Consider the following 17381-nt stretch of genomic DNA (forward strand, 5'->3'; position numbering starts at 1 on the left):
ACAAGGAGAATCCATGGAGCTGACGCCAAGAGAAAAAGACAAACTCCTGATCTTCACCGCCGCGCTTTTGGCCGAGCGGCGCAAGGCACGCGGGCTGAAGCTGAACTATCCGGAAGCGGTGGCCCTGATCACCGCCGCAATCATGGAGGGCGCGCGCGATGGTAAAACCGTTGCCGAGCTGATGTCTGAAGGCACAAAGATCCTCGCGCGAGAAGACGTCATGGATGGCATACCGGAAATGATCCCGGAGATCCAGGTGGAAGCCACCTTTCCCGACGGCACCAAGCTCGTCACCGTCCATCATCCGATTCCCTAGGAGGGCCGCCATGATTCCAGGTGAAATGCTAGTCGAGGCAGGGGAAATCGAACTGAACGTGGGGCGTACGACGGTCACGGTGACGGTGGCCAACAGCGGCGACCGCCCCATCCAGGTCGGTTCCCATTTCCATTTTTTCGAAGTCAACCCGGCGCTGCAATTCGACCGCCAGCTTGCCTATGGCATGCGCCTCAATATCGCGGCAGGCACCGCGGTCCGTTTCGAGCCCGGACAGGAGCGCACCGTCGAACTGGTTGCGCTCGCAGGGGACCGGAAGGTCTACGGCTTCAACGGCAAGGTCATGGGAGAACTCAAATGACAAGAATTTCCCGGCAAGCCTACGCCGAAATGTTCGGCCCCACCATTGGCGACCGCGTGCGGCTGGCCGACACCGAACTGTTCATCGAGGTCGAAAAAGATTTCACTGTCTACGGCGAGGAAGTGAAGTTCGGCGGCGGCAAGGTAATCCGCGACGGCATGGGCCAGTCACAGCGCAACCATGCGGACGTGATGGACACGGTGATCACCAATGCGCTGATCCTCGACCACTGGGGCATCGTCAAGGCCGACATCGGCATCAAGGCCGGACGGATCGCCGGCATCGGTAAGGCCGGCAATCCGGACATCCAGCCGAATGTGACCATGGCCATCGGCGGCGCGACCGAAATCATCGCAGGGGAAGGCATGATCGTGACGGCGGGCGGCATCGACTCGCACATCCACTTCATCTGCCCGCAGCAGATCGAGGAGGCGCTGATGTCGGGCGTCACCACCATGCTCGGCGGCGGTACCGGACCCGCCGTGGGTACGGCCGCAACGACTTGCACGCCGGGGCCGTGGCACATCCATTCCATGCTGTCCGCGGCCGATGCCTTCCCGATGAACCTCGGCTTTCTTGGCAAGGGCAACGTCAGCCTGCCCACGCCGCTGGAAGAACAGATCCGCGCCGGCGCGATCGGGCTGAAGCTGCACGAAGACTGGGGAACGACACCGGCAGCGATCGACAACTGCCTGTCGGTCGCGGACCGCATGGACATCCAGGTGGCGATTCACACCGACACGCTCAACGAGGGCGGCTTCCTTGAACACACACTGGCCGCGTTCAAGGACCGCACCATCCACACCTTCCACACTGAAGGCGCCGGCGGCGGGCATGCGCCGGACATCATCGCGGCCGTGGGACAGGGCAATGTGCTGCCCTCGTCGACCAACCCGACACGGCCGTACACCGTCAACACGCTGGACGAGCATCTGGACATGCTGATGGTCTGCCATCACCTCGATCCCGCCATCGCGGAGGACATCGCCTTTGCCGAATCCCGCATCCGGCGCGAGACGATCGCCGCGGAAGACATCCTCCACGACATCGGCGCGATTTCCATGATGTCGTCGGACTCGCAGGCAATGGGCCGCGTCGGCGAAGTCGTGATGCGGACATGGCAGACGGCGCACAAGATGAAAGTGCAACGTGGTGCGCTGCCGGAAGATTCGTCCCGCAACGACAATTTCCGCGCGAAACGTTACATCGCCAAGTACACCATCAACCCGGCAATCACCCATGGCATTTCGCACGTGGTCGGCTCGCTGGAAGTGGGCAAGATCGCCGATATCGTCATCTGGAAGCCGGCCTTCTTCGGCGTCAAACCCTCGATGATCCTCAAGAGCGGCATGATCGCCGCGGCGCAGATGGGTGATCCGAACGCATCCATTCCGACGCCGCAGCCGGTGCACTACCGGATGATGTTCGGCGCGTATGGCGGCGGGTTGAAGACCTCGTTTACCTTTGTGTCGCAGCTTGCCTTTGACGCCGGCATTGGCGACACCCTCAGGCTGAACAAGCCCTTGATCGCCGTGAAGAATACGCGCAACGTGCGCAAGTCCGACATGATCCACAACGGCCTGGCGCCAAAGATGGAAGTCGATCCGGAAACCTACGAAGTGCGCGCGGACGGCGAACTGCTTGTCTGCGAGCCGGCCAGGGTCCTGCCAATGGCGCAACGCTATTTCCTGTTCTGAAAACATGCTGACACTCCATACGAAAATCGACAGCGCCGAAAAAATCGACGGTGAACTCATCCTTCCTTACGAACTGCGCGAGAAAAGTCGACTGCGCGCCCTGCTGCTTTCCGGTGAAGAAGTGGCGGTATTCACGGTGCGGGGAACTGTGCTCCGCAACGGCGACCTCCTCAAGGGCGACGACGGTCGCGTCGTGAAAATTGTCGCCGCCAAGGAAGCCACCTACCGGGTCGAATGCACGACTCCGCGTGACCTGTTGCGATGCGCCTTCCATCTCGGCAATCGTCATACACAGGCCCAGGTCGACGGCACGCAGGAAAAAGGCTTCCTGCGCATCCGCAAGGACACGGTCCTGAAGGAGATGCTGGAAGGACTCGGTGCGAACGTGACGGAAGAACAGGCGGCCTTCGAGCCTGAATCGGGCGCGTACGGAGGCGGCCATCACCATCACGGCGATGACCATCACCATCCGCTCGCGCCAATCCCGCTGCGGCAGAAAATCCATCGTCCGTCGGACAAATCCTGATGCAGGCCACCGCCCTTCTCCACTTGCTCCAGCTTGCCAGCCCATCGCTGCCGATCGGCGCGTACAGCTATTCGCAGGGCCTGGAAGCGGCAATGGAAAAAGGGCTGGTGAGCGACGAGGCATCTGCCCGGAAATGGATTACCGCCACCCTGCACCACGTCGTCGCAAGATTCGAGGCGCCTGTCCTGTGGCGCCTGCTGCACGCTTTCGCCGCACGCGATCTTGCCGCAGTCACGCTGTGGACCGAACGTTTCGTTGCCGCGCGCGACACGGCGGAATTCCGTGCCGAGACAATACAGATGGGCTACTCGCTCGCAAAGCTTGCCAACGAACTCGACGTGGCGGATGGCACACTGCTCAGCTTGCTCGAAGCGCAGCCGGAAGTACCGCTGCCCACCGCTCTCGCCTATGCCGCGGTTGGACTGGACGTGCCGCACGAAGCCGCCCTGCTCGGCATGCTGTTTTCCTGGGCCGAGAATCAGGTGCTGGTCTGCGTGAAATCCGTACCGCTCGGCCAGGTCTCCGGACAGCGCCTGCTGCTGTCCCTGCAACCCGAGCTGGAACGTGCGGCGCAAACCGCCATGTACCTCAGCGACGAAGAATTATCCAACTGGTCCCCCGGACTGTCCCTGCTCTCCATGCAGCATGAAGTGCAGTACAGCCGTTTGTATCGATCCTGAACCCAACAATTATGACTACCACTTCCAATCCCCTGCGCGTCGGCATCGGCGGCCCCGTCGGTTCCGGCAAGACGGCCTTGTGCGAAATGCTGTGCAAGGCCATGCGCGACCATTACGACATGGCCGTCATCACAAACGACATCTACACCAAGGAAGACATGGAAATCCTGCTGCGCGCCGATGCGCTGCCGGCAGAGCGGTTGATGGGTGTCGAGACCGGCGGGTGCCCGCATACCGCCATCCGCGAAGACGCGTCGATCAACCTGGAAGCCATTGCTCGCATGAGCGCCGATTTCCCCGACCTCGACCTCATCCTGGTCGAATCGGGAGGCGACAACCTTGCCGCCACCTTCAGCCCGGAACTATCCGATCTCACGATCTACGTCATCGACGTGGCGGGCGGCGAAAAGATTCCGCGCAAAGGTGGACCGGGCATTACGCGCTCCGACCTGCTGATCATCAACAAGACGGATCTCGCGCCGTATGTCGGCGCCAATCTCGACGTGATGGCGAGCGATGCGAAAAAGATGCGCGGCGACAGGCCGTTCATTTTCACGAACCTGCGCAGCGGCGACGGCGTGGAGAAGGTGGTCGATTTCATCCGCAAGCAAGGCCTGCTGGACGAGGTAAAGAAAAAGTAATCAGATGCGCTGGATCTCGGCCTTGAACCGGTCCAGCCCCTCCATCAACCTGCCGAAGGCCGCTTCGACCTGCGCCGGATCGCCCTTCACTCCCAGCTCGATATGACGGCGTATCGTCGCATCGCCGACGCTGGGCAGGCTGAATACTTTCACCAGCGGGAATTCGGCCTCGATCGCTTCCATCATTGGCGTCAACGTCGACTCGGCCTGCCCGAACACCAGCACCGCCTTCTCCAGGCGGGCCACCTTGCTGAAGAGATGCGCGTAATGCGTATCGAGCACCCACTCGATCATCGGCCACGCCATCACAGGAAATCCCGGCACGAAGTAATGCGCGCCCTTGCCATGCCGAATGGCGAAGCCGGGAATCTTGTTGTAGGGATTCGGGATGATGGAAGCGCCTTGCGGAAACTCGCCCATCCTCAGGCGATGCGCGTTTTCCGGGGCGTCAAGGTGCGGCTCTCGCCCCTCTTCCCGCGCCACGTCGGAGATACGCTCCTGGATCTTTGCCTTCGCCTCCGGATGCAGTTCCAGCGGCACGCCCAATGCGGCCGCTGCACACTGCCGCGTATGGTCGTCCGGCGTGGCGCCGATGCCGCCGCACGAAAAAACGATGTCGTCGCTGGTGAAGGTGCGCTTCAAAATGCCGGTGATGCGGTCGCGGTCATCGCCAGCGTATTCCGCCCAGGACAATTGCAAGCCGCGCGCGGCAAGCAGTTCGACCACCTTGGGAAAGTGCTTGTCGGTCCGCTTTCCGGACAGGATTTCGTCGCCGATGATGATGAGTCCGATGGCCATGGATGCGTCCGTTTTGGCAAAAGGACATTATGCCGCAGCGCGCGGAATCCTACTTTTCAGTTGATATCCTTCATCTGCGGTGCGTCTGTGACGACGGCCCGGCCGACCGCGCGATGGGCGGCAAGCGCGCCAAGGCAATAGTGCTGGAACCACAGTCCGGTAAACACGAAGACCAGCACATAGAGCCAGATCGCCCCCGCTGCCAGCAGCGGAAAGAGAATCACCGACAGTGCTCCACCGAGCCACAGCAACGTCGGTGCTGCACCCATTGCGCCGCCAATGGCACCGATCAACAGCAAGGGCCAGCGATGGATGCGCATGATGTCCCGGATTTCCTGGCGATCCGCATGCTCGGCAAGCGCGTCGTAGGCCATCACCTTGTAAGTCAGCCATCCCCACAACACGGGCTGGATGACAAAGGTCAGCGGCGGAAACAATGAGAGCGGCAGCGTCACCAACCACAGCACGGCAAAGACGATGAAGGAGTAGGTCGCAATCCACAGGCTCCCCGCGATACTGCCGCCGCGGCGCTTGTCCAGGTCCGGATAATGCCGGCCGCCGACATGCCGCACGATCATCGGCATGGCCAGCACGCCGACGAAGACGAGGGCGGTCAGGATCATCAGCGGCAGGAGGACCCACATGGCAATAAGCGGCACGAGCACCGAGGTAATGGCCCCAAGGTTGAACCAGCCGAGCACGTTGGCGGCGACGCCGAATCCGTCGTTCGCCGTGAACCATGCGTGCAGCCAGTCGATCATTGGCTGCAGGCCCAGCCACAGCAGCACGCCCCAGATGACGAGGGACACAACAAATGGCATGACTGTCAGCAACAGCATCCTGAAATGCAGTTGCGACAAGAGCGCGCGTCCAAAGGCGATCAGTACGGGCCGCATGGGGTCGCGTTCCTTGCAAGATTATTCATCCGTTTCATTTCCGTTCATTACCTGATTGCCAACCGTGACCGCGATGATAACGCGATGGGCGCTTTTGAGACTGCACGCTGTCTAATCGAGCAGTTAACATTTCTGCCATGCCATGCAGCTCATCCAGCTCTTCCTGCCCCTGTACGACAACGACGGCGCGGCCCTTCCGCATGCCCTGTTCCGACAGGTGCGCGATGAATTGGTTGAACGCTTCGGCGGACTCACCGCCCATTCCCGCGCACCGTTGAGCGGGCTATGGCAGGAACCGGAAGGGGAAACCGTACGGGACGATCTCGTCGCGTACGAGGTCATGGCGGACACCGTCGACGAGGTCTGGTGGCGCAATTACCGCCAGATGCTTGAGCAACAATTCCGCCAGGAATCGATCGTCATCCGCGCGCAGCCCATACGCTTGCTGTAGCGGGTACGGGAAGCGCGCTGCCACTGCTACAATGCCGCTCGGATCAACCAGACAACAAAGGAAAACCATGTCCACCATCATGACGGCCTCCGGCCTCCAATACGAAGACGTCACCGTCGGCTCCGGCGAAGAAGCGAAAGCCGGCCAGCATGTCACCGTGCATTACACCGGCTGGCTGCAGAACCCCGATGGCACCGCAGGCAGCAAGTTCGATTCGAGCAAGGATCGCAACGACCCGTTCGATTTCCCGCTGGGTGCTGGCCATGTGATCAAGGGCTGGGATGAAGGCGTGCAAGGCATGAAGGTCGGCGGCGTGCGCAAACTGATCATTCCGTCATCGCTGGGCTACGGCGCGCGTGGCGCGGGCGGCGTCATTCCGCCGAATGCCACCTTGATTTTCGAAGTGGAACTGTTGGGCGTCTGAGCTTTATTTTTCCCTCGGGAATCCTTCCCGGCTGGAGCAGTGTTACGATGAACACCGATGCCGCTTTCCTCGCGGCATCGGCATGTTCAACACCCGGGATGCCGACGCATCCGCTCCAAGCTTCATGTTCAAGAAACAATTCTCCCTCGCTGCCCTTTGCGCAGCCATCCTTGTCTCGACTTCCGGTTGTGCAGTGATCAGTGTGGCGGGCGCCGCAGTGACGGTTGCCAGCACCGCCGTCAGCGTCGGTGTCACCGCGGGTTCGGTTGCCGTCAAAGGCGTGACCGCCGTCGGCGGCGCGGTGCTGGGCGGCGATGACGACGACTGATTACCACGCCGACATCAACGCAAGCAGCACCAGCTTTTCAAATTCCGGCGCAAAGCGCTGGATGATTTCGTGCGGATCGGTGGCAATCGCATCGTCCGTCACCAGTCCGAACTGGACACCGCCGTTGTAGCTCAAGATCGACACGCCCACGCCGATGTCACCTGACTGGGGCACCCAGAACATGATCTGGTCCAACTGGCTCCCCGCCAGGTAGAGCGGCGACTGCGGGCCCGGCACATTGCTCATGACCGCCGTCGCCTTGCGCGCGAAGTAATTCTGGATTTCATTCTGCATCTGCTTCGGCGTTGCGCCGAGCACGCCCAGCACCGCCATGGCCACCAGCGCCTGGTACCCGCCCTTCAGCTCATCCATGCGGTGCCGCACCTCGTCCAGGCGAGCGATCGGATCTTCGATGCCGACGGGCAGCACCAGGGGCACCAGGCCGAAGGCATTGCCGAGTTTCTGCTCGTTGCCGGCCTTGCGCAGGTTGACCGGCACCATGGCGCGCAGTTCGGTGTCGTGCGGCACTTCGTCGCCTTTGGCGCGCAGGTAGGCGCCGATGGCGCCAGCGACGCTGGCCATGAGCACATCGTTCACCGACCCGCCCAGCGCCTTGCCCACTGCCTTGATCTCGTCCAGCGGCAGCGGTTCGCTCCAGGCCACGTGCTTGGTGCCGTGCGGCGTTCCCTTCAGACGTGTACGTGAATCGTCCGGCATGGCCAACAGCTTGACGGCGTCCATGGTCAGCCGGCCCGCCATGCCTCCCATGTCGGCGATGCGGCCGGGGAGCTTGTTGGAATCGGCCAGCATCCATATGTATTTCGTCCACAGTGCCGTGGACACGTTGATCGCGGAAATCGTGGCCTTGGTCACCGGCTGCATCAGGTCCAGCCATGGGTTGCCCTCTTCCAGGACAAAGGGATCGGCCGGTGCGTCCGCCGTGCCTTCGGGAGTAGTGTCGAACATCGACAGCAACACGCCCACCAGCGCCATGCCATCAGCGATGCAGTGGTGAATGCGGATGATCACCGCCTGGCGTGTCTTGCCGTCCTCGCCGACGCAGTTGTCGACGACATGCATTTGCCAAAGCGGCTTGGAGAAATCGAGCGGTGTGCCCGACAGCTCGCTGACCATGCGCTCGAGCGCCTTCTTGTTCCCCCGCTTGCCCGGCGCCGGAAGGTCGCGATGGACGATGTGATGGTCGAGATCGATTTCCTCCGGCTGCCACCATGCGCTGCCGGTCATGTCCTGCGTGACGCGGCTGCGGAAGCGGCTGAATTTCAGAAAACGCGTTTCCATCGCGCGCCGGAAGCGCGGCATGTCCATCGGCTTGTCGAACATCAGCACGGCCACGATCATCATCAGGTTGCCGTCCGAATCCATCCGCAACCAGGCGGTATCGACGGTGGACATTTTTTCGCGGTGCAGCGCCGGCGCAGCTTCGGACAACATCGAGCATCCCCTCTAGAGCTTTTCTTTTGTGGCTGTTTTTTCTATGTTATTTTGGGTGTCATCGTGTGCATGGGATGCACATTTTCACGACACTATCACAGCATCTGACAGGAGAAAAGCATGAGCCTGCAAAGTCAATTCAACCAGGCGGTCGCCGATTCGAAGAACCTTCCGGAGCGTCCGGACAACATGACCCTGTTGAAGATCTATGCGCTGTTCAAGCAGGCGAGCGCCGGCGATGTCGATGGCAAGCGCCCCGGCTTCACCGACATGGTCGGCCGCGCCAAGTACGATGCATGGGATGCGCTCAAGGGCACATCGAAGGACGACGCCATGCAGCAGTACGTCGACCTGGTCAATGGGTTGAAGGGCTGATCGCGCCGAGGCCGGCGAGAGCCGGCAAGTAACGGGTGTTCAAGCTTTTGCGCTGAACACCTTTTTCATTTTTGCGGCGACCTTTTCCTCGATGGTCGAGGAGAAAGCCTTAAAGAGGAAACCGAGGCTGATCTCGAGATGCGCCTCCTTCTCCAGGACGACCAGCTTGCCGGACACGCCGCTACGCTTGAACTTCAGCACGTCGCCGTCCCATTCCGAACTCATCTCGTATTCCTCGGCCATCTGGTCGGCGACCTTTTGCGCGGCGGCCTTTGCTTTCTTGTGCGGCAACTTGTGCGCCTGTGTGATTCTGATATCGGCCATGCCCTATCCCTTGATGACGCCAGGATTAAGGATATTCGGTGGATTGCCGCCGGTCAACGCCGCGATCAGATTGTCCGCGGCGCAGTTCGCCATCGCGCGGCGAGTCGGTTCAGACGCGCTGGCGATGTGCGGGGTCAGCACCACGTTGGAAAGCGACAGGAAGGCAGGATCGAAGGCAGGCTCATTTTCGAACACGTCAAGGCCGGCGGCCGCGAGCCGGTTCGCACGCAAGGCAACGATCAGCGCGGCGTCATCGACAATGCCGCCGCGCGCGATGTTCACCAGCGTCGCCGTCGGTTTCATCATCGCCAGTTCGACGGCGCCGATGATGTGATGGACCTGCGGGGAATACGGCAGCGCCAGCATCACGTGGTCTGCCGTTTTCAGCAATTCTTCCTTGCCCACGTAGCGGGCGTTATTGGCACGCGCTTCCAGCTCCGGCGCCACGCGCGACCGGTTGTGGTAGATCACCTTCATGTCGAACCCCATCGACCGGCGCGCGATCGCCTGTCCGATGCGGCCCATGCCGATGATGCCCAGCGTCGAACCATGCACGTCCGCGCCAAGGAACGTATCGAATCGCCACTTGTTCCATTTTCCCGCCCGCAGCCAGTGCTCCGATTCGGTCACGCGGCGCGCGGTCGCCAGCAATAGCGCCCAGGCAAAATCGGCCGTGGTTTCATTCAGCACGTCGGGGGTATTGGTCACCATGATTCCCGCCTTGGTGGCGGCATCGACGTCGATGTTGTTGAATCCGACCGCCATGTTGCACACCGCCTTGAGGGACGGATTGGCGGCCAGCATGTCGGCGGTGATGCGCTCGCTGGGAGTGGTAAAGATGCCGCCCTTGCCCTTTACCTTCTCCGCCAGTTCGCTCGCGGGCAGGATGCGGTCATCCTGGTTCGACTCGACCTCGAAATATTGCTCGAGGCGTTCAATGACGTCGGGAAACACCGCCCGCGTCACGAGTATCCTGGCTTTTGTCATCGCACATCACCGAAAGAAGATGAAGGTCATCACGATAAACAGCGGGACGAGCACCGCACAGGACCAGGCCATGTAGCCGAAGAAGGACGGCATCTTGATGCCGCGTTCTTCCGCGATCGCTTTCACCATCATGTTCGGCGCGTTGCCGATGTAGCTGTTCGCGCCCATGAACACGGAGCCGCAGGAAATCGCGGCCAGCGTGCTCGCGAGTGTGGTCATCAGTACGGCCGGGTCGCCGCCGGCTGTATTAAAGAATACCAGATAGGTCGGCGCGTTATCGAGGAAGGAGGAAAGCAGGCCAGACGCCCAGAAGTACATGGCATTGATGGGCTGGCCGCTCTCGTCGGTGACAGCGCGGATCACGGCCGAAAACGCCCCCGCCTCGCCGGCGCGCAGCATTGCAATGACGGGGATGATGGTGATGAAGATGCCGGCGAACAGCTTCGCCACTTCCTGGATCGGTCCCCACGAAAATTCATTGCCCTGGCGCGCGGCCTTCGGGGTAGCCCACAGCGAAATGAAAATCACGGCAACAAGCAATACGTCGCGCACCATGTTCTGCAGCTCGACCTCGGTACCGAATACATCGAACTCGACGCCCGGTTTCCACAGCCCGCTCATCAGCACCAGGCCGACGATCGCGGCGAGCAGGAAGAAATTGAACTGCCCTTCGAAACGGATCGCCGAATCAGGCGTGGGATCCGATGACGGCTGGAATTCCTCTTCCTTGTTGTTGTAATAGTGCCGGTCGAGGAGATAGAAGATGATGAGCAGCGCCGCGCACAGGAAGAGCGTCTCGGGGAAGATGTTCTTCATCGTCCAGGAGAAATCGACTCCCTTGAGGAACCCGAGGAAGAGCGGCGGATCGCCGAGCGGCGTTAGGGAGCCGCCGGCATTCGACACCAGGAAAATGAAGAACACAACGATATGCACGGCGTGCTTGCGATTATCGTTGGCGCGAATGAGCGGTCGAATCATCAGCATCGAAGCCCCAGTCGTGCCCATGATGCTGGCCAGCGCGGTTCCGAGCGCAAGCAGGCCGGTATTGAGGGCTGGCGTCCCGTGCAGATTGCCGCGGACGCAAATGCCGCCGGCCACGACGAACAGCGATGTCACGAGGATGATGAAGGGGATGAATTCGGCGACGAAAGCATGCACGGCGCCGCCAGCCGCCGACCCTGCCCCGAAGTACACGGCGCATGGCAGCAGGAACGCTAGCGACCATGCGATCGATACTTTCCCGAAGTGGTGGTGCCAGAAGGCCGGAGTGAGCAGCGGGCACAGTGCAATCGAGAGCAGCAGGCCGGCGAAGGGGACGCCCCACCATGCCGACATCAGGCTGCCGTCAATCGTCGCGGCGTGGGAAATCGCTGGAAGAAGTGCAGGCACGACGCCGGCCAGCGCAGCCAGGATTCTTGTTCTCAATTCCGGTCTCCGATTTTTTTGATCGGCCGCCATTGTAGCGTGGAACAATGGCGGCGCTTTATAAAGCGCGTACGTATTACTACGGCGGAAAGCGGTCAGGCGCCGCGTACCAGGATCACGTGGACGCGGTACGGGCCATGCGCGCCGAGGACGATCGTCTGCTCGATGTCGCCCGTGCGCGAAGGCCCGGAGATGAAGTTGATCGCGCGCGGCATGTCGACGCCCTCCGCGCGTGCAAGGGCGAAGGCATCTTCCATGTGCGCGACGATGCGCGATGCAGGCACGATGGCGATATGCGTTTCCGGAAGCAGGCTGGCGGAGGACCAGGTCTCGGGGCTGGACATCAGCATCAGGCTGCCCGTTTCCGCGACAGCACAGAAGACACCGGTAATGCCGACCATATCTTCATTGCGCGGACGGCGGAATTCCACCTGCACGCCGGCCTCGTTCCAGTGCATTTCGCCGAGCGTTTTCCAGGCGATCGCATTGCGCGCCACGCCGATCTCGTCGAGGTAACGCGCGACGGCAGCCGGCACCGCCGCCATGTCCGCGACAGCCGCGACGGTGTCGGACATGCGCACCGCCTGGTCCCTGAAGTGAGTCACAAGGTCGTCGCCGACGGCGGGACGCGGTCCCTGCGCATGCTGCGCGATGTAGTCCTTCACGGCACCCCGTTCGGCCTGTGTCGGCTCGGCCGGGCGATTCTGCGCCTTGCGAATGCGGTTGAAGATGGCTTGGCGAGCGGCGGACGTATCCATATTGACCCCTTGATGACTGGCTTCGCAGTCTACCGGAATTGATTTGCATGATAGCCACGCGAGCGCTTGATTTAATTTCAAACGCGCGGCGCAAATTATTCATGCTGTACGGACGGAGCATTGCCAATTCGTCCACAAACAGCGCAATACGGCGCGGCGATCGTATTCCGGCGCATTTGCTTATTCATAAACTGTATAAGTTTGGTTTGTTAGAAACAACCAATTATCTTAAAATACAAGGCTTTGCAGCGGGTTGTCCGGTTCGGTTGCGCCCCGCAGCCACCGCCCTCTCGGCTCCAAATCAGACCAGTTTCACAAAAATCCATAGATAGGACTGTTATGACTCACGTTGTGACCGAATCCTGCATCCGCTGCAAGTACACCGACTGCGTGGATGTATGCCCGGTAGATTGCTTCAGGGAAGGCCCGAATTTTCTTACGATCGATCCGGACGAGTGCATCGATTGCGCCGTTTGCGTGGCCGAATGCCCGGTCAACGCGATTTATGCCGAAGAAGACGTGCCGGCGGACCAGCAGCATTTCATCAAGCTGAACGTCGATCTCGCGCGCAAGTGGCCCTCGATCACCAAGACCAAGGATCCGCTGCCTGACGCTGATGAGTGGAAGGACGTCAAGGAAAAGCTGGACGAACTCGCCAAGTAAGCATTCCCGCCGGACGGTGCGCCGTCCGGCGCTGCAGCACCAACACTCCCCCAGCCCCCCTCCCCCGCTTCAGCCTCCGCTCCTCTTTCCTCCACCGAGGCTGCATCGCATCCGCCTGCGGATCACGCATTCGTCTACGGAATGCAATGAAACCGTCTGTTGGAGGCTTGCCGACTTCGCTGTCTTCAACTGTTTGTCTCAATCGCACAGGATGTCAAACACCGGCCTGACAAATTGCGTCAATGCGGGTTTGTACCTGGCCAAATTCGCTGAGAATGTTGTTCGTTCTGTACGAACACCTCTTCCCATGAAGTTTTCACCCGCGTCCCGGTGGCATAAACGCGTAAAAATTACACATCGTTCTCTTGCTCCGTGTAAAGGTGGGAATGCGAAACCTGCCTTTTACGCTGCACAGCACCATTCCTGACTAAAAAGGCGCCCCGAAAAAGAATCCATCCCAAGCCCGGCACACTTTATGCTGCTTTTCTTTCGAGACAGGCAGGCGAACAACGAGCAATAAGTCCGGAGTGTTTTAACGATCCAGTTATTTGGACGCACTCCAAGGCCAGCACAATCGCACGCCATCCCCAAGGTGATACATCGTCGTTGGCAATGCCTGCGCCGGGGGATTTTAGCGTGTCGGAGAAGTGGCGATGCCTCGACTAAGGCATAGGTGAAACAACGTGATAAACGGCTCTTTTTTCTCAGGAAAAACAAAATTGCAGATTGTGTTATGTTGTTAATGGGTTTGATCTAGAGCAAACCTGTTGCAGAGTGGAAACGATAGAAGTTCCTCGGAAAAGTGTTGCGAACGAACGATTTATTTTTTCGCGGAAAGATCAAAAATTGTCTATGATGCATTGCAGCAAGAAATATTTATCTGCAGAATCTAGCGACACCGGTACCACTTGAAAGAGGCCATCATGCTTTACCAATTTCACGAGCTGAACCGCACCTTCCTGAACCCGCTCATCCAATGGGCGGAAGCTTCTGCAAAGCTGTTCACGAACCCGGTCTCGCCACTCGCACACACGCCGTTCGCGCAACGTATCGCGGCCGGCTACGAATTGATGTACCGGCTCGGCAAGGATTATGAAAAACCCGAGTTCGGTATCAAAACCGTTCCCGTCGAAGGCAAGTCCGTCGGCGTGTTCGAAGAAGTCGCCGTGCAGAAACCGTTCTGCCGCCTGATCCACTTCAAGAAGGACATGAGCGACAAGAAGCTCGCCGACCTGAAGCAACCGACCGTCCTGCTGGTCGCCCCGCTGTCGGGCCACCACTCCACCCTGCTGCGCGACACCGTCCGCGCACTGCTGTCGAACCATGACGTGTACATCACCGACTGGACCGATGCCCGCATGGTGCCGACGACCGAAGGCGCGTTCCACCTGCACGACTACATCTACTACGTCCAGGAATTCATCCGCAAGCTCGGCCCGGACCTGCATGTGATCTCCGTCTGCCAGCCGACCGTTCCCGTCCTCGCCGCCATCTCGCTGATGGCTTCGGACAACGATCCGATGCTGCCGAAGACCATGACCATGATGGGCGGCCCGATCGACCCGCGCAAATCGCCGACCGAAGTGAACGACCTTGCGATCAAGCGCCCGTTCTCGTGGTTCGAGGACAAGGTCATTTACAGCGTTCCGCCGAACTATCCGGGTTTCGGCCGCAAGGTCTATCCGGGCTTCCTGCAGCACGCCGGCTTCATCGCCATGAATCCGGGCCGCCATGCGCAGAGCCACTGGGATTTCTACATGCACCTGCGTGCAGGCGACCAGGAATCGGCCGAAGAGCATCGCAAGTTTTACGACGAGTACAACGCCGTCCTCGACATGCCGGCCGAGTACTACCTCGAGACGATCAAGATGGTGTTCCAGGAATTCCGCCTGCCGCTCGGCACATGGGAAGTCGAGGGCAAGCTGGTACGTCCGCAGGACATCAAGAACGTCGCGCTATTCACCATCGAAGGCGAGCTGGACGATATCTCCGGCACGGGCCAGACTGAAGCCGCGCATGATCTCTGCAAGGGCATTCCGAAGGCCAAGAAGCAACACTTCACCGTGCCGAAGGCCGGCCACTACGGCATCTTCTCCGGTCGCCGCTGGCGCGAAATGGTGTGCCCGAAGATCGGCGAATTCATTCGCGCGCATTCCTGATTTAACTACCGGTGTAGGCGAAAGCCGTTCCCTCGAAAGGGGAACGGCTTTTTTGTTTGAAGAAGACGCCCTTTGCCCGGATAATGCTGTTTTTTATTGCAAAACCCCCGCTGTGTCCTCCACTCCCGCCCCCACCCTGGCCGACCGCATCGAAAACCTCCTGCCGCAGACCCAATGCACGAAGTGCGGTTATCCGGCATGCCGCCCTTATGCGGAGGCGGTCGCCGACGGCACCGCCGGCTATAACCAGTGCCCGCCCGGCGGCGCAGAAGGTGTCGCGCGGATTGCTGCGGTACTCGGCAAGCCGGTCATCCCGCTCAATCCAGTTAACGGCGTGGAGCGTCCGAGACCGCTCGCCGTCATCGACGAAACCCTCTGCATCGGATGCACGTTGTGCATCCAGGCCTGCCCCGTCGATGCAATCGTTGGCGCTGCCAAGCAGATGCACACCGTCATCAACGACCTGTGCACCGGCTGCGATCTGTGCGTCGCACCCTGTCCCGTCGACTGCATTGCCATGGTCGACGTTACACCGGGCAAAACCGGCTGGGATGCGTGGTCGCAGCCGCAGGCGGATGCCGCACGCGAGCGCCACCAGTTCCGGGTAGCACGCTTGCGCCGCGAGAAAGAGGAAAACGACGCTCGCCTCGCAGCGAAAGCTGCCGCCAAGTTGAAAGCGGTCGAAGCCGAGTCCACGCTATCGCCGGAGGAAAAAGCGGCAGCGGACCGCAAGAAGGCCATCATCCAGGCGGCCATGGAGCGCGCCCGCCTGAAGAAGGAGCAGATGGCGGCGCAGGCTGCTGGAACAACCGGAATCGACGATGTTTCGCGCTCCGTGAAGAAGCAGATCGAAGAAATCAGCGAGAAGCTCGAACAGCAAAAAGACCCGCAATGAACGCCGAAAAACGTCTCGAGATCTTCCGCCGCTTCCGCCAGGCCAATCCCCATCCGACCACCGAACTCGAATACACCACGCCCTTCGAATTGCTGATCGCCGTCATCCTGTCGGCGCAGGCGACCGACGTCTCGGTGAACAAGGCGACGCGGCGCCTATATCCCGTTGCGAATACACCGGCAAAGATGCGCGCGCTCGGTACCGAGGGGCTGGAAGAATACATCCGCACCATCGGCCTGTACCGGACCAAGGCGAAGAATGTGATCGAAACCTGCCGCATCCTGCTGGAGCAGCATGGCGGCGAGGTGCCGCGTTCACGGGAGGCATTGCAGGCACTGCCAGGCGTCGGCCGCAAGACGGCGAATGTGGTCCTGAATACCGCCTTCGGCGAACCGACGATTGCGGTCGACACGCACATCTTCCGCGTTTCCAACCGTACTGGCATTGCGCCGGGCAAGGATGTGGACGCTGTTGAGCAGAAGTTGCTCAAGACGGTGCCGCAGGAATTCCGCCATGACGCTCACCACTGGCTGATCCTGCATGGCCGTTACACCTGTATCGCACGCAAGCCGCAATGCTGGAACTGCATCATCAACGACTTGTGCGAATTCAGGGACAAAACGCCCTTGCCTGAGAAGGGCGTCTAACTCATTCGATCCGGCAGGCTTCGTCGAACGACAGGCGCGGGCCGCGCGGATGCAGCTTGCTGGTGTCGCCGTAGCCGATACTGCACACGAAATTTGCCTTCACGGACGTGCCCTTGAAGAACGTTTCGTTCATCTTGTCGGCATTGAAGCCCGACATTGGCGCACAGTCGAGACCAAGCGCGCGCGCAGCCATGATGAAATAACCGCCCTGCAGCGACGAATTGCGCATGGCCGTCGCGTCGATGTTCGGCTGATTGCCGGCGAACCAGGACCGCGCATCCAGGTTATGCGGGAAGAGCTGCGGCAGCTTCTCGTAGAACTCCATGTCCATGCCGATGATGGCCGTCACCGGGGCAGATTTCGTCTTGTCGATATTGCCCGGGTTCATGCACGCCAGCAGCTTCTCTTTCGCTTCAGGCGATTTCACGAACACGATACGCGCAGGCGAGCAATTCGCCGAGGTAGGGCCCCATTTCAGCAGGTCGTAGAGCTGCTTCAGTTGTTCGTCAGTGACAGGCTTGTCGCGCCATCCGTTGTGCGTGCGCGCATCGGTGAAAAGCGTCTGGAGTGCGGTGTCGTTCAGCATGTGGAATTCCATTTTTGATGGGTGTCAGGAGCAT

At 60.3% G+C, this 17381-nt stretch carries 22 protein-coding genes; 14 read left to right on the forward strand and 8 right to left on the reverse strand.

The window, feature by feature from the left end; translation table 11 throughout:
* Positions 1 to 13 precede the first annotated feature (13 nt).
* Genes ACNOHI_RS16630 through ureG form a run of 6 tightly spaced genes read left to right on the forward strand, consistent with a single transcriptional unit; the run spans position 14 to position 4179 of the window.
* Positions 14 to 316 carry an urease subunit gamma gene (locus ACNOHI_RS16630; protein WP_420475811.1) on the forward strand — a complete coding sequence of 101 codons (303 nt, stop codon included), beginning with the start codon at positions 14 to 16 and terminating at the stop codon, positions 314 to 316.
* Positions 317 to 326: 10 nt separating this feature from the next.
* On the forward strand, positions 327 to 635 hold the full coding sequence (locus ACNOHI_RS16635; protein ID WP_420475812.1) for an urease subunit beta: 309 nt from the start codon (positions 327 to 329) through the stop codon (positions 633 to 635).
* The gene (gene ureC / locus ACNOHI_RS16640) at positions 632 to 2332 is read left to right on the forward strand and encodes an urease subunit alpha (protein ID WP_420475813.1); all 1701 of its coding nucleotides are present in this window, start codon (positions 632 to 634) and stop codon (positions 2330 to 2332) included. The genes ACNOHI_RS16635 and ureC overlap by 4 nt, the downstream gene beginning before the upstream one ends.
* A 4-nt stretch (positions 2333 to 2336) precedes the next feature.
* Positions 2337 to 2858: an urease accessory protein UreE gene (gene ureE, locus ACNOHI_RS16645; RefSeq protein WP_420475814.1), complete on the forward strand. Its 522-nt coding sequence runs from the start codon at positions 2337 to 2339 to the stop codon at positions 2856 to 2858.
* Positions 2858 to 3538 carry an urease accessory protein UreF gene (locus tag ACNOHI_RS16650; protein WP_420475815.1) on the forward strand — a complete coding sequence of 227 codons (681 nt, stop codon included), beginning with the start codon at positions 2858 to 2860 and terminating at the stop codon, positions 3536 to 3538. The genes ureE and ACNOHI_RS16650 overlap by 1 nt, the downstream gene beginning before the upstream one ends.
* An 11-nt stretch (positions 3539 to 3549) precedes the next feature.
* Positions 3550 to 4179, forward strand: coding sequence for an urease accessory protein UreG (gene ureG / locus ACNOHI_RS16655; RefSeq protein ID WP_420475816.1), 630 nt, complete (start codon positions 3550 to 3552; stop codon positions 4177 to 4179).
* Here the strand turns inward: ureG and ACNOHI_RS16660 are convergent, their stop codons facing one another.
* Positions 4180 to 4977 carry a competence/damage-inducible protein A gene (locus tag ACNOHI_RS16660; RefSeq protein WP_420475817.1) on the reverse strand — a complete coding sequence of 266 codons (798 nt, stop codon included), beginning with the start codon at positions 4975 to 4977 and terminating at the stop codon, positions 4180 to 4182.
* A 56-nt stretch (positions 4978 to 5033) separates the two neighbouring features.
* Positions 5034 to 5873 (reverse strand): EI24 domain-containing protein, encoded by an 840-nt coding sequence (locus tag ACNOHI_RS16665; RefSeq protein ID WP_420475818.1) that lies wholly within the window; start codon positions 5871 to 5873, stop codon positions 5034 to 5036.
* A gap of 142 nt (positions 5874 to 6015) precedes the next feature.
* Here ACNOHI_RS16665 and ACNOHI_RS16670 point away from each other — a divergent pair, with 142 nt between their 5' ends.
* The 3 genes from ACNOHI_RS16670 to ACNOHI_RS16680 all read left to right on the forward strand — a co-directional run bounded on the left by ACNOHI_RS16670 (position 6016) and on the right by ACNOHI_RS16680 (position 7076).
* Positions 6016 to 6324 (forward strand): hypothetical protein, encoded by a 309-nt coding sequence (locus tag ACNOHI_RS16670; protein WP_420475819.1) that lies wholly within the window; start codon positions 6016 to 6018, stop codon positions 6322 to 6324.
* Positions 6325 to 6391: 67 nt separating this feature from the next.
* Positions 6392 to 6748 (forward strand): FKBP-type peptidyl-prolyl cis-trans isomerase, encoded by a 357-nt coding sequence (locus ACNOHI_RS16675; protein WP_420475820.1) that lies wholly within the window; start codon positions 6392 to 6394, stop codon positions 6746 to 6748.
* An 82-nt stretch (positions 6749 to 6830) separates the two neighbouring features.
* Positions 6831 to 7076, forward strand: a complete 246-nt coding sequence (locus ACNOHI_RS16680; protein ID WP_420475821.1) for a hypothetical protein — start codon at positions 6831 to 6833, stop codon at positions 7074 to 7076.
* Here ACNOHI_RS16680 and ACNOHI_RS16685 read toward each other — a convergent pair whose 3' ends face one another.
* Entirely contained in the window at positions 7077 to 8528 is a 1452-nt protein-coding gene (locus ACNOHI_RS16685; RefSeq protein ID WP_420475822.1) for a wax ester/triacylglycerol synthase family O-acyltransferase, read from the reverse strand.
* Positions 8529 to 8648: 120 nt separating this feature from the next.
* Here ACNOHI_RS16685 and ACNOHI_RS16690 point away from each other — a divergent pair, with 120 nt between their 5' ends.
* Positions 8649 to 8903, forward strand: a complete 255-nt coding sequence (locus tag ACNOHI_RS16690) for an acyl-CoA-binding protein (protein ID WP_420475823.1) — start codon at positions 8649 to 8651, stop codon at positions 8901 to 8903.
* Between the two features lie 39 nt (positions 8904 to 8942).
* Here ACNOHI_RS16690 and ACNOHI_RS16695 read toward each other — a convergent pair whose 3' ends face one another.
* The 4 genes from ACNOHI_RS16695 to ACNOHI_RS16710 all read right to left on the reverse strand — a co-directional run bounded on the left by ACNOHI_RS16695 (position 8943) and on the right by ACNOHI_RS16710 (position 12397).
* The gene (locus ACNOHI_RS16695; RefSeq protein WP_420475824.1) at positions 8943 to 9227 is read right to left on the reverse strand and encodes a polyhydroxyalkanoic acid system family protein; all 285 of its coding nucleotides are present in this window, start codon (positions 9225 to 9227) and stop codon (positions 8943 to 8945) included.
* A 3-nt stretch (positions 9228 to 9230) separates the two neighbouring features.
* Positions 9231 to 10214, reverse strand: a complete 984-nt coding sequence (locus ACNOHI_RS16700) for a 2-hydroxyacid dehydrogenase (protein WP_420475825.1) — start codon at positions 10212 to 10214, stop codon at positions 9231 to 9233.
* A 6-nt stretch (positions 10215 to 10220) separates the two neighbouring features.
* A complete protein-coding gene (locus ACNOHI_RS16705; RefSeq protein WP_420475826.1) occupies positions 10221 to 11639 on the reverse strand; it encodes a sodium:proton antiporter in 1419 nt (472 codons plus the stop codon).
* 95 nt (positions 11640 to 11734) lie between these two features.
* Positions 11735 to 12397, reverse strand: a complete 663-nt coding sequence (locus ACNOHI_RS16710) for a LutC/YkgG family protein (protein ID WP_420475827.1) — start codon at positions 12395 to 12397, stop codon at positions 11735 to 11737.
* 339 nt (positions 12398 to 12736) lie between these two features.
* Here ACNOHI_RS16710 and fdxA point away from each other — a divergent pair, with 339 nt between their 5' ends.
* The 4 genes from fdxA to nth all read left to right on the forward strand — a co-directional run bounded on the left by fdxA (position 12737) and on the right by nth (position 16761).
* Entirely contained in the window at positions 12737 to 13060 is a 324-nt protein-coding gene (gene fdxA / locus ACNOHI_RS16715; RefSeq protein ID WP_420475828.1) for a ferredoxin FdxA, read from the forward strand.
* 923 nt (positions 13061 to 13983) lie between these two features.
* The gene (locus ACNOHI_RS16720) at positions 13984 to 15219 is read left to right on the forward strand and encodes a polyhydroxyalkanoate depolymerase (RefSeq protein WP_420475829.1); all 1236 of its coding nucleotides are present in this window, start codon (positions 13984 to 13986) and stop codon (positions 15217 to 15219) included.
* A gap of 112 nt (positions 15220 to 15331) precedes the next feature.
* Complete coding sequence (gene rsxB / locus ACNOHI_RS16725; RefSeq protein ID WP_420475830.1) at positions 15332 to 16114, forward strand: electron transport complex subunit RsxB; 783 nt, start codon at positions 15332 to 15334, stop codon at positions 16112 to 16114.
* A complete protein-coding gene (nth, locus tag ACNOHI_RS16730) occupies positions 16111 to 16761 on the forward strand; it encodes an endonuclease III (protein WP_420475831.1) in 651 nt (216 codons plus the stop codon). Before rsxB ends, nth begins: the two co-directional genes overlap by 4 nt.
* Before the next feature lies 1 nt (position 16762).
* Here nth and ACNOHI_RS16735 read toward each other — a convergent pair whose 3' ends face one another.
* On the reverse strand, positions 16763 to 17347 hold the full coding sequence (locus ACNOHI_RS16735; RefSeq protein WP_420475832.1) for a malonic semialdehyde reductase: 585 nt from the start codon (positions 17345 to 17347) through the stop codon (positions 16763 to 16765).
* Positions 17348 to 17381 lie beyond the last annotated feature (34 nt).

The organism is Noviherbaspirillum sp. ST9, assembly GCF_048799745.1.
GTDB lineage: Bacteria > Pseudomonadota > Gammaproteobacteria > Burkholderiales > Burkholderiaceae_D > Noviherbaspirillum.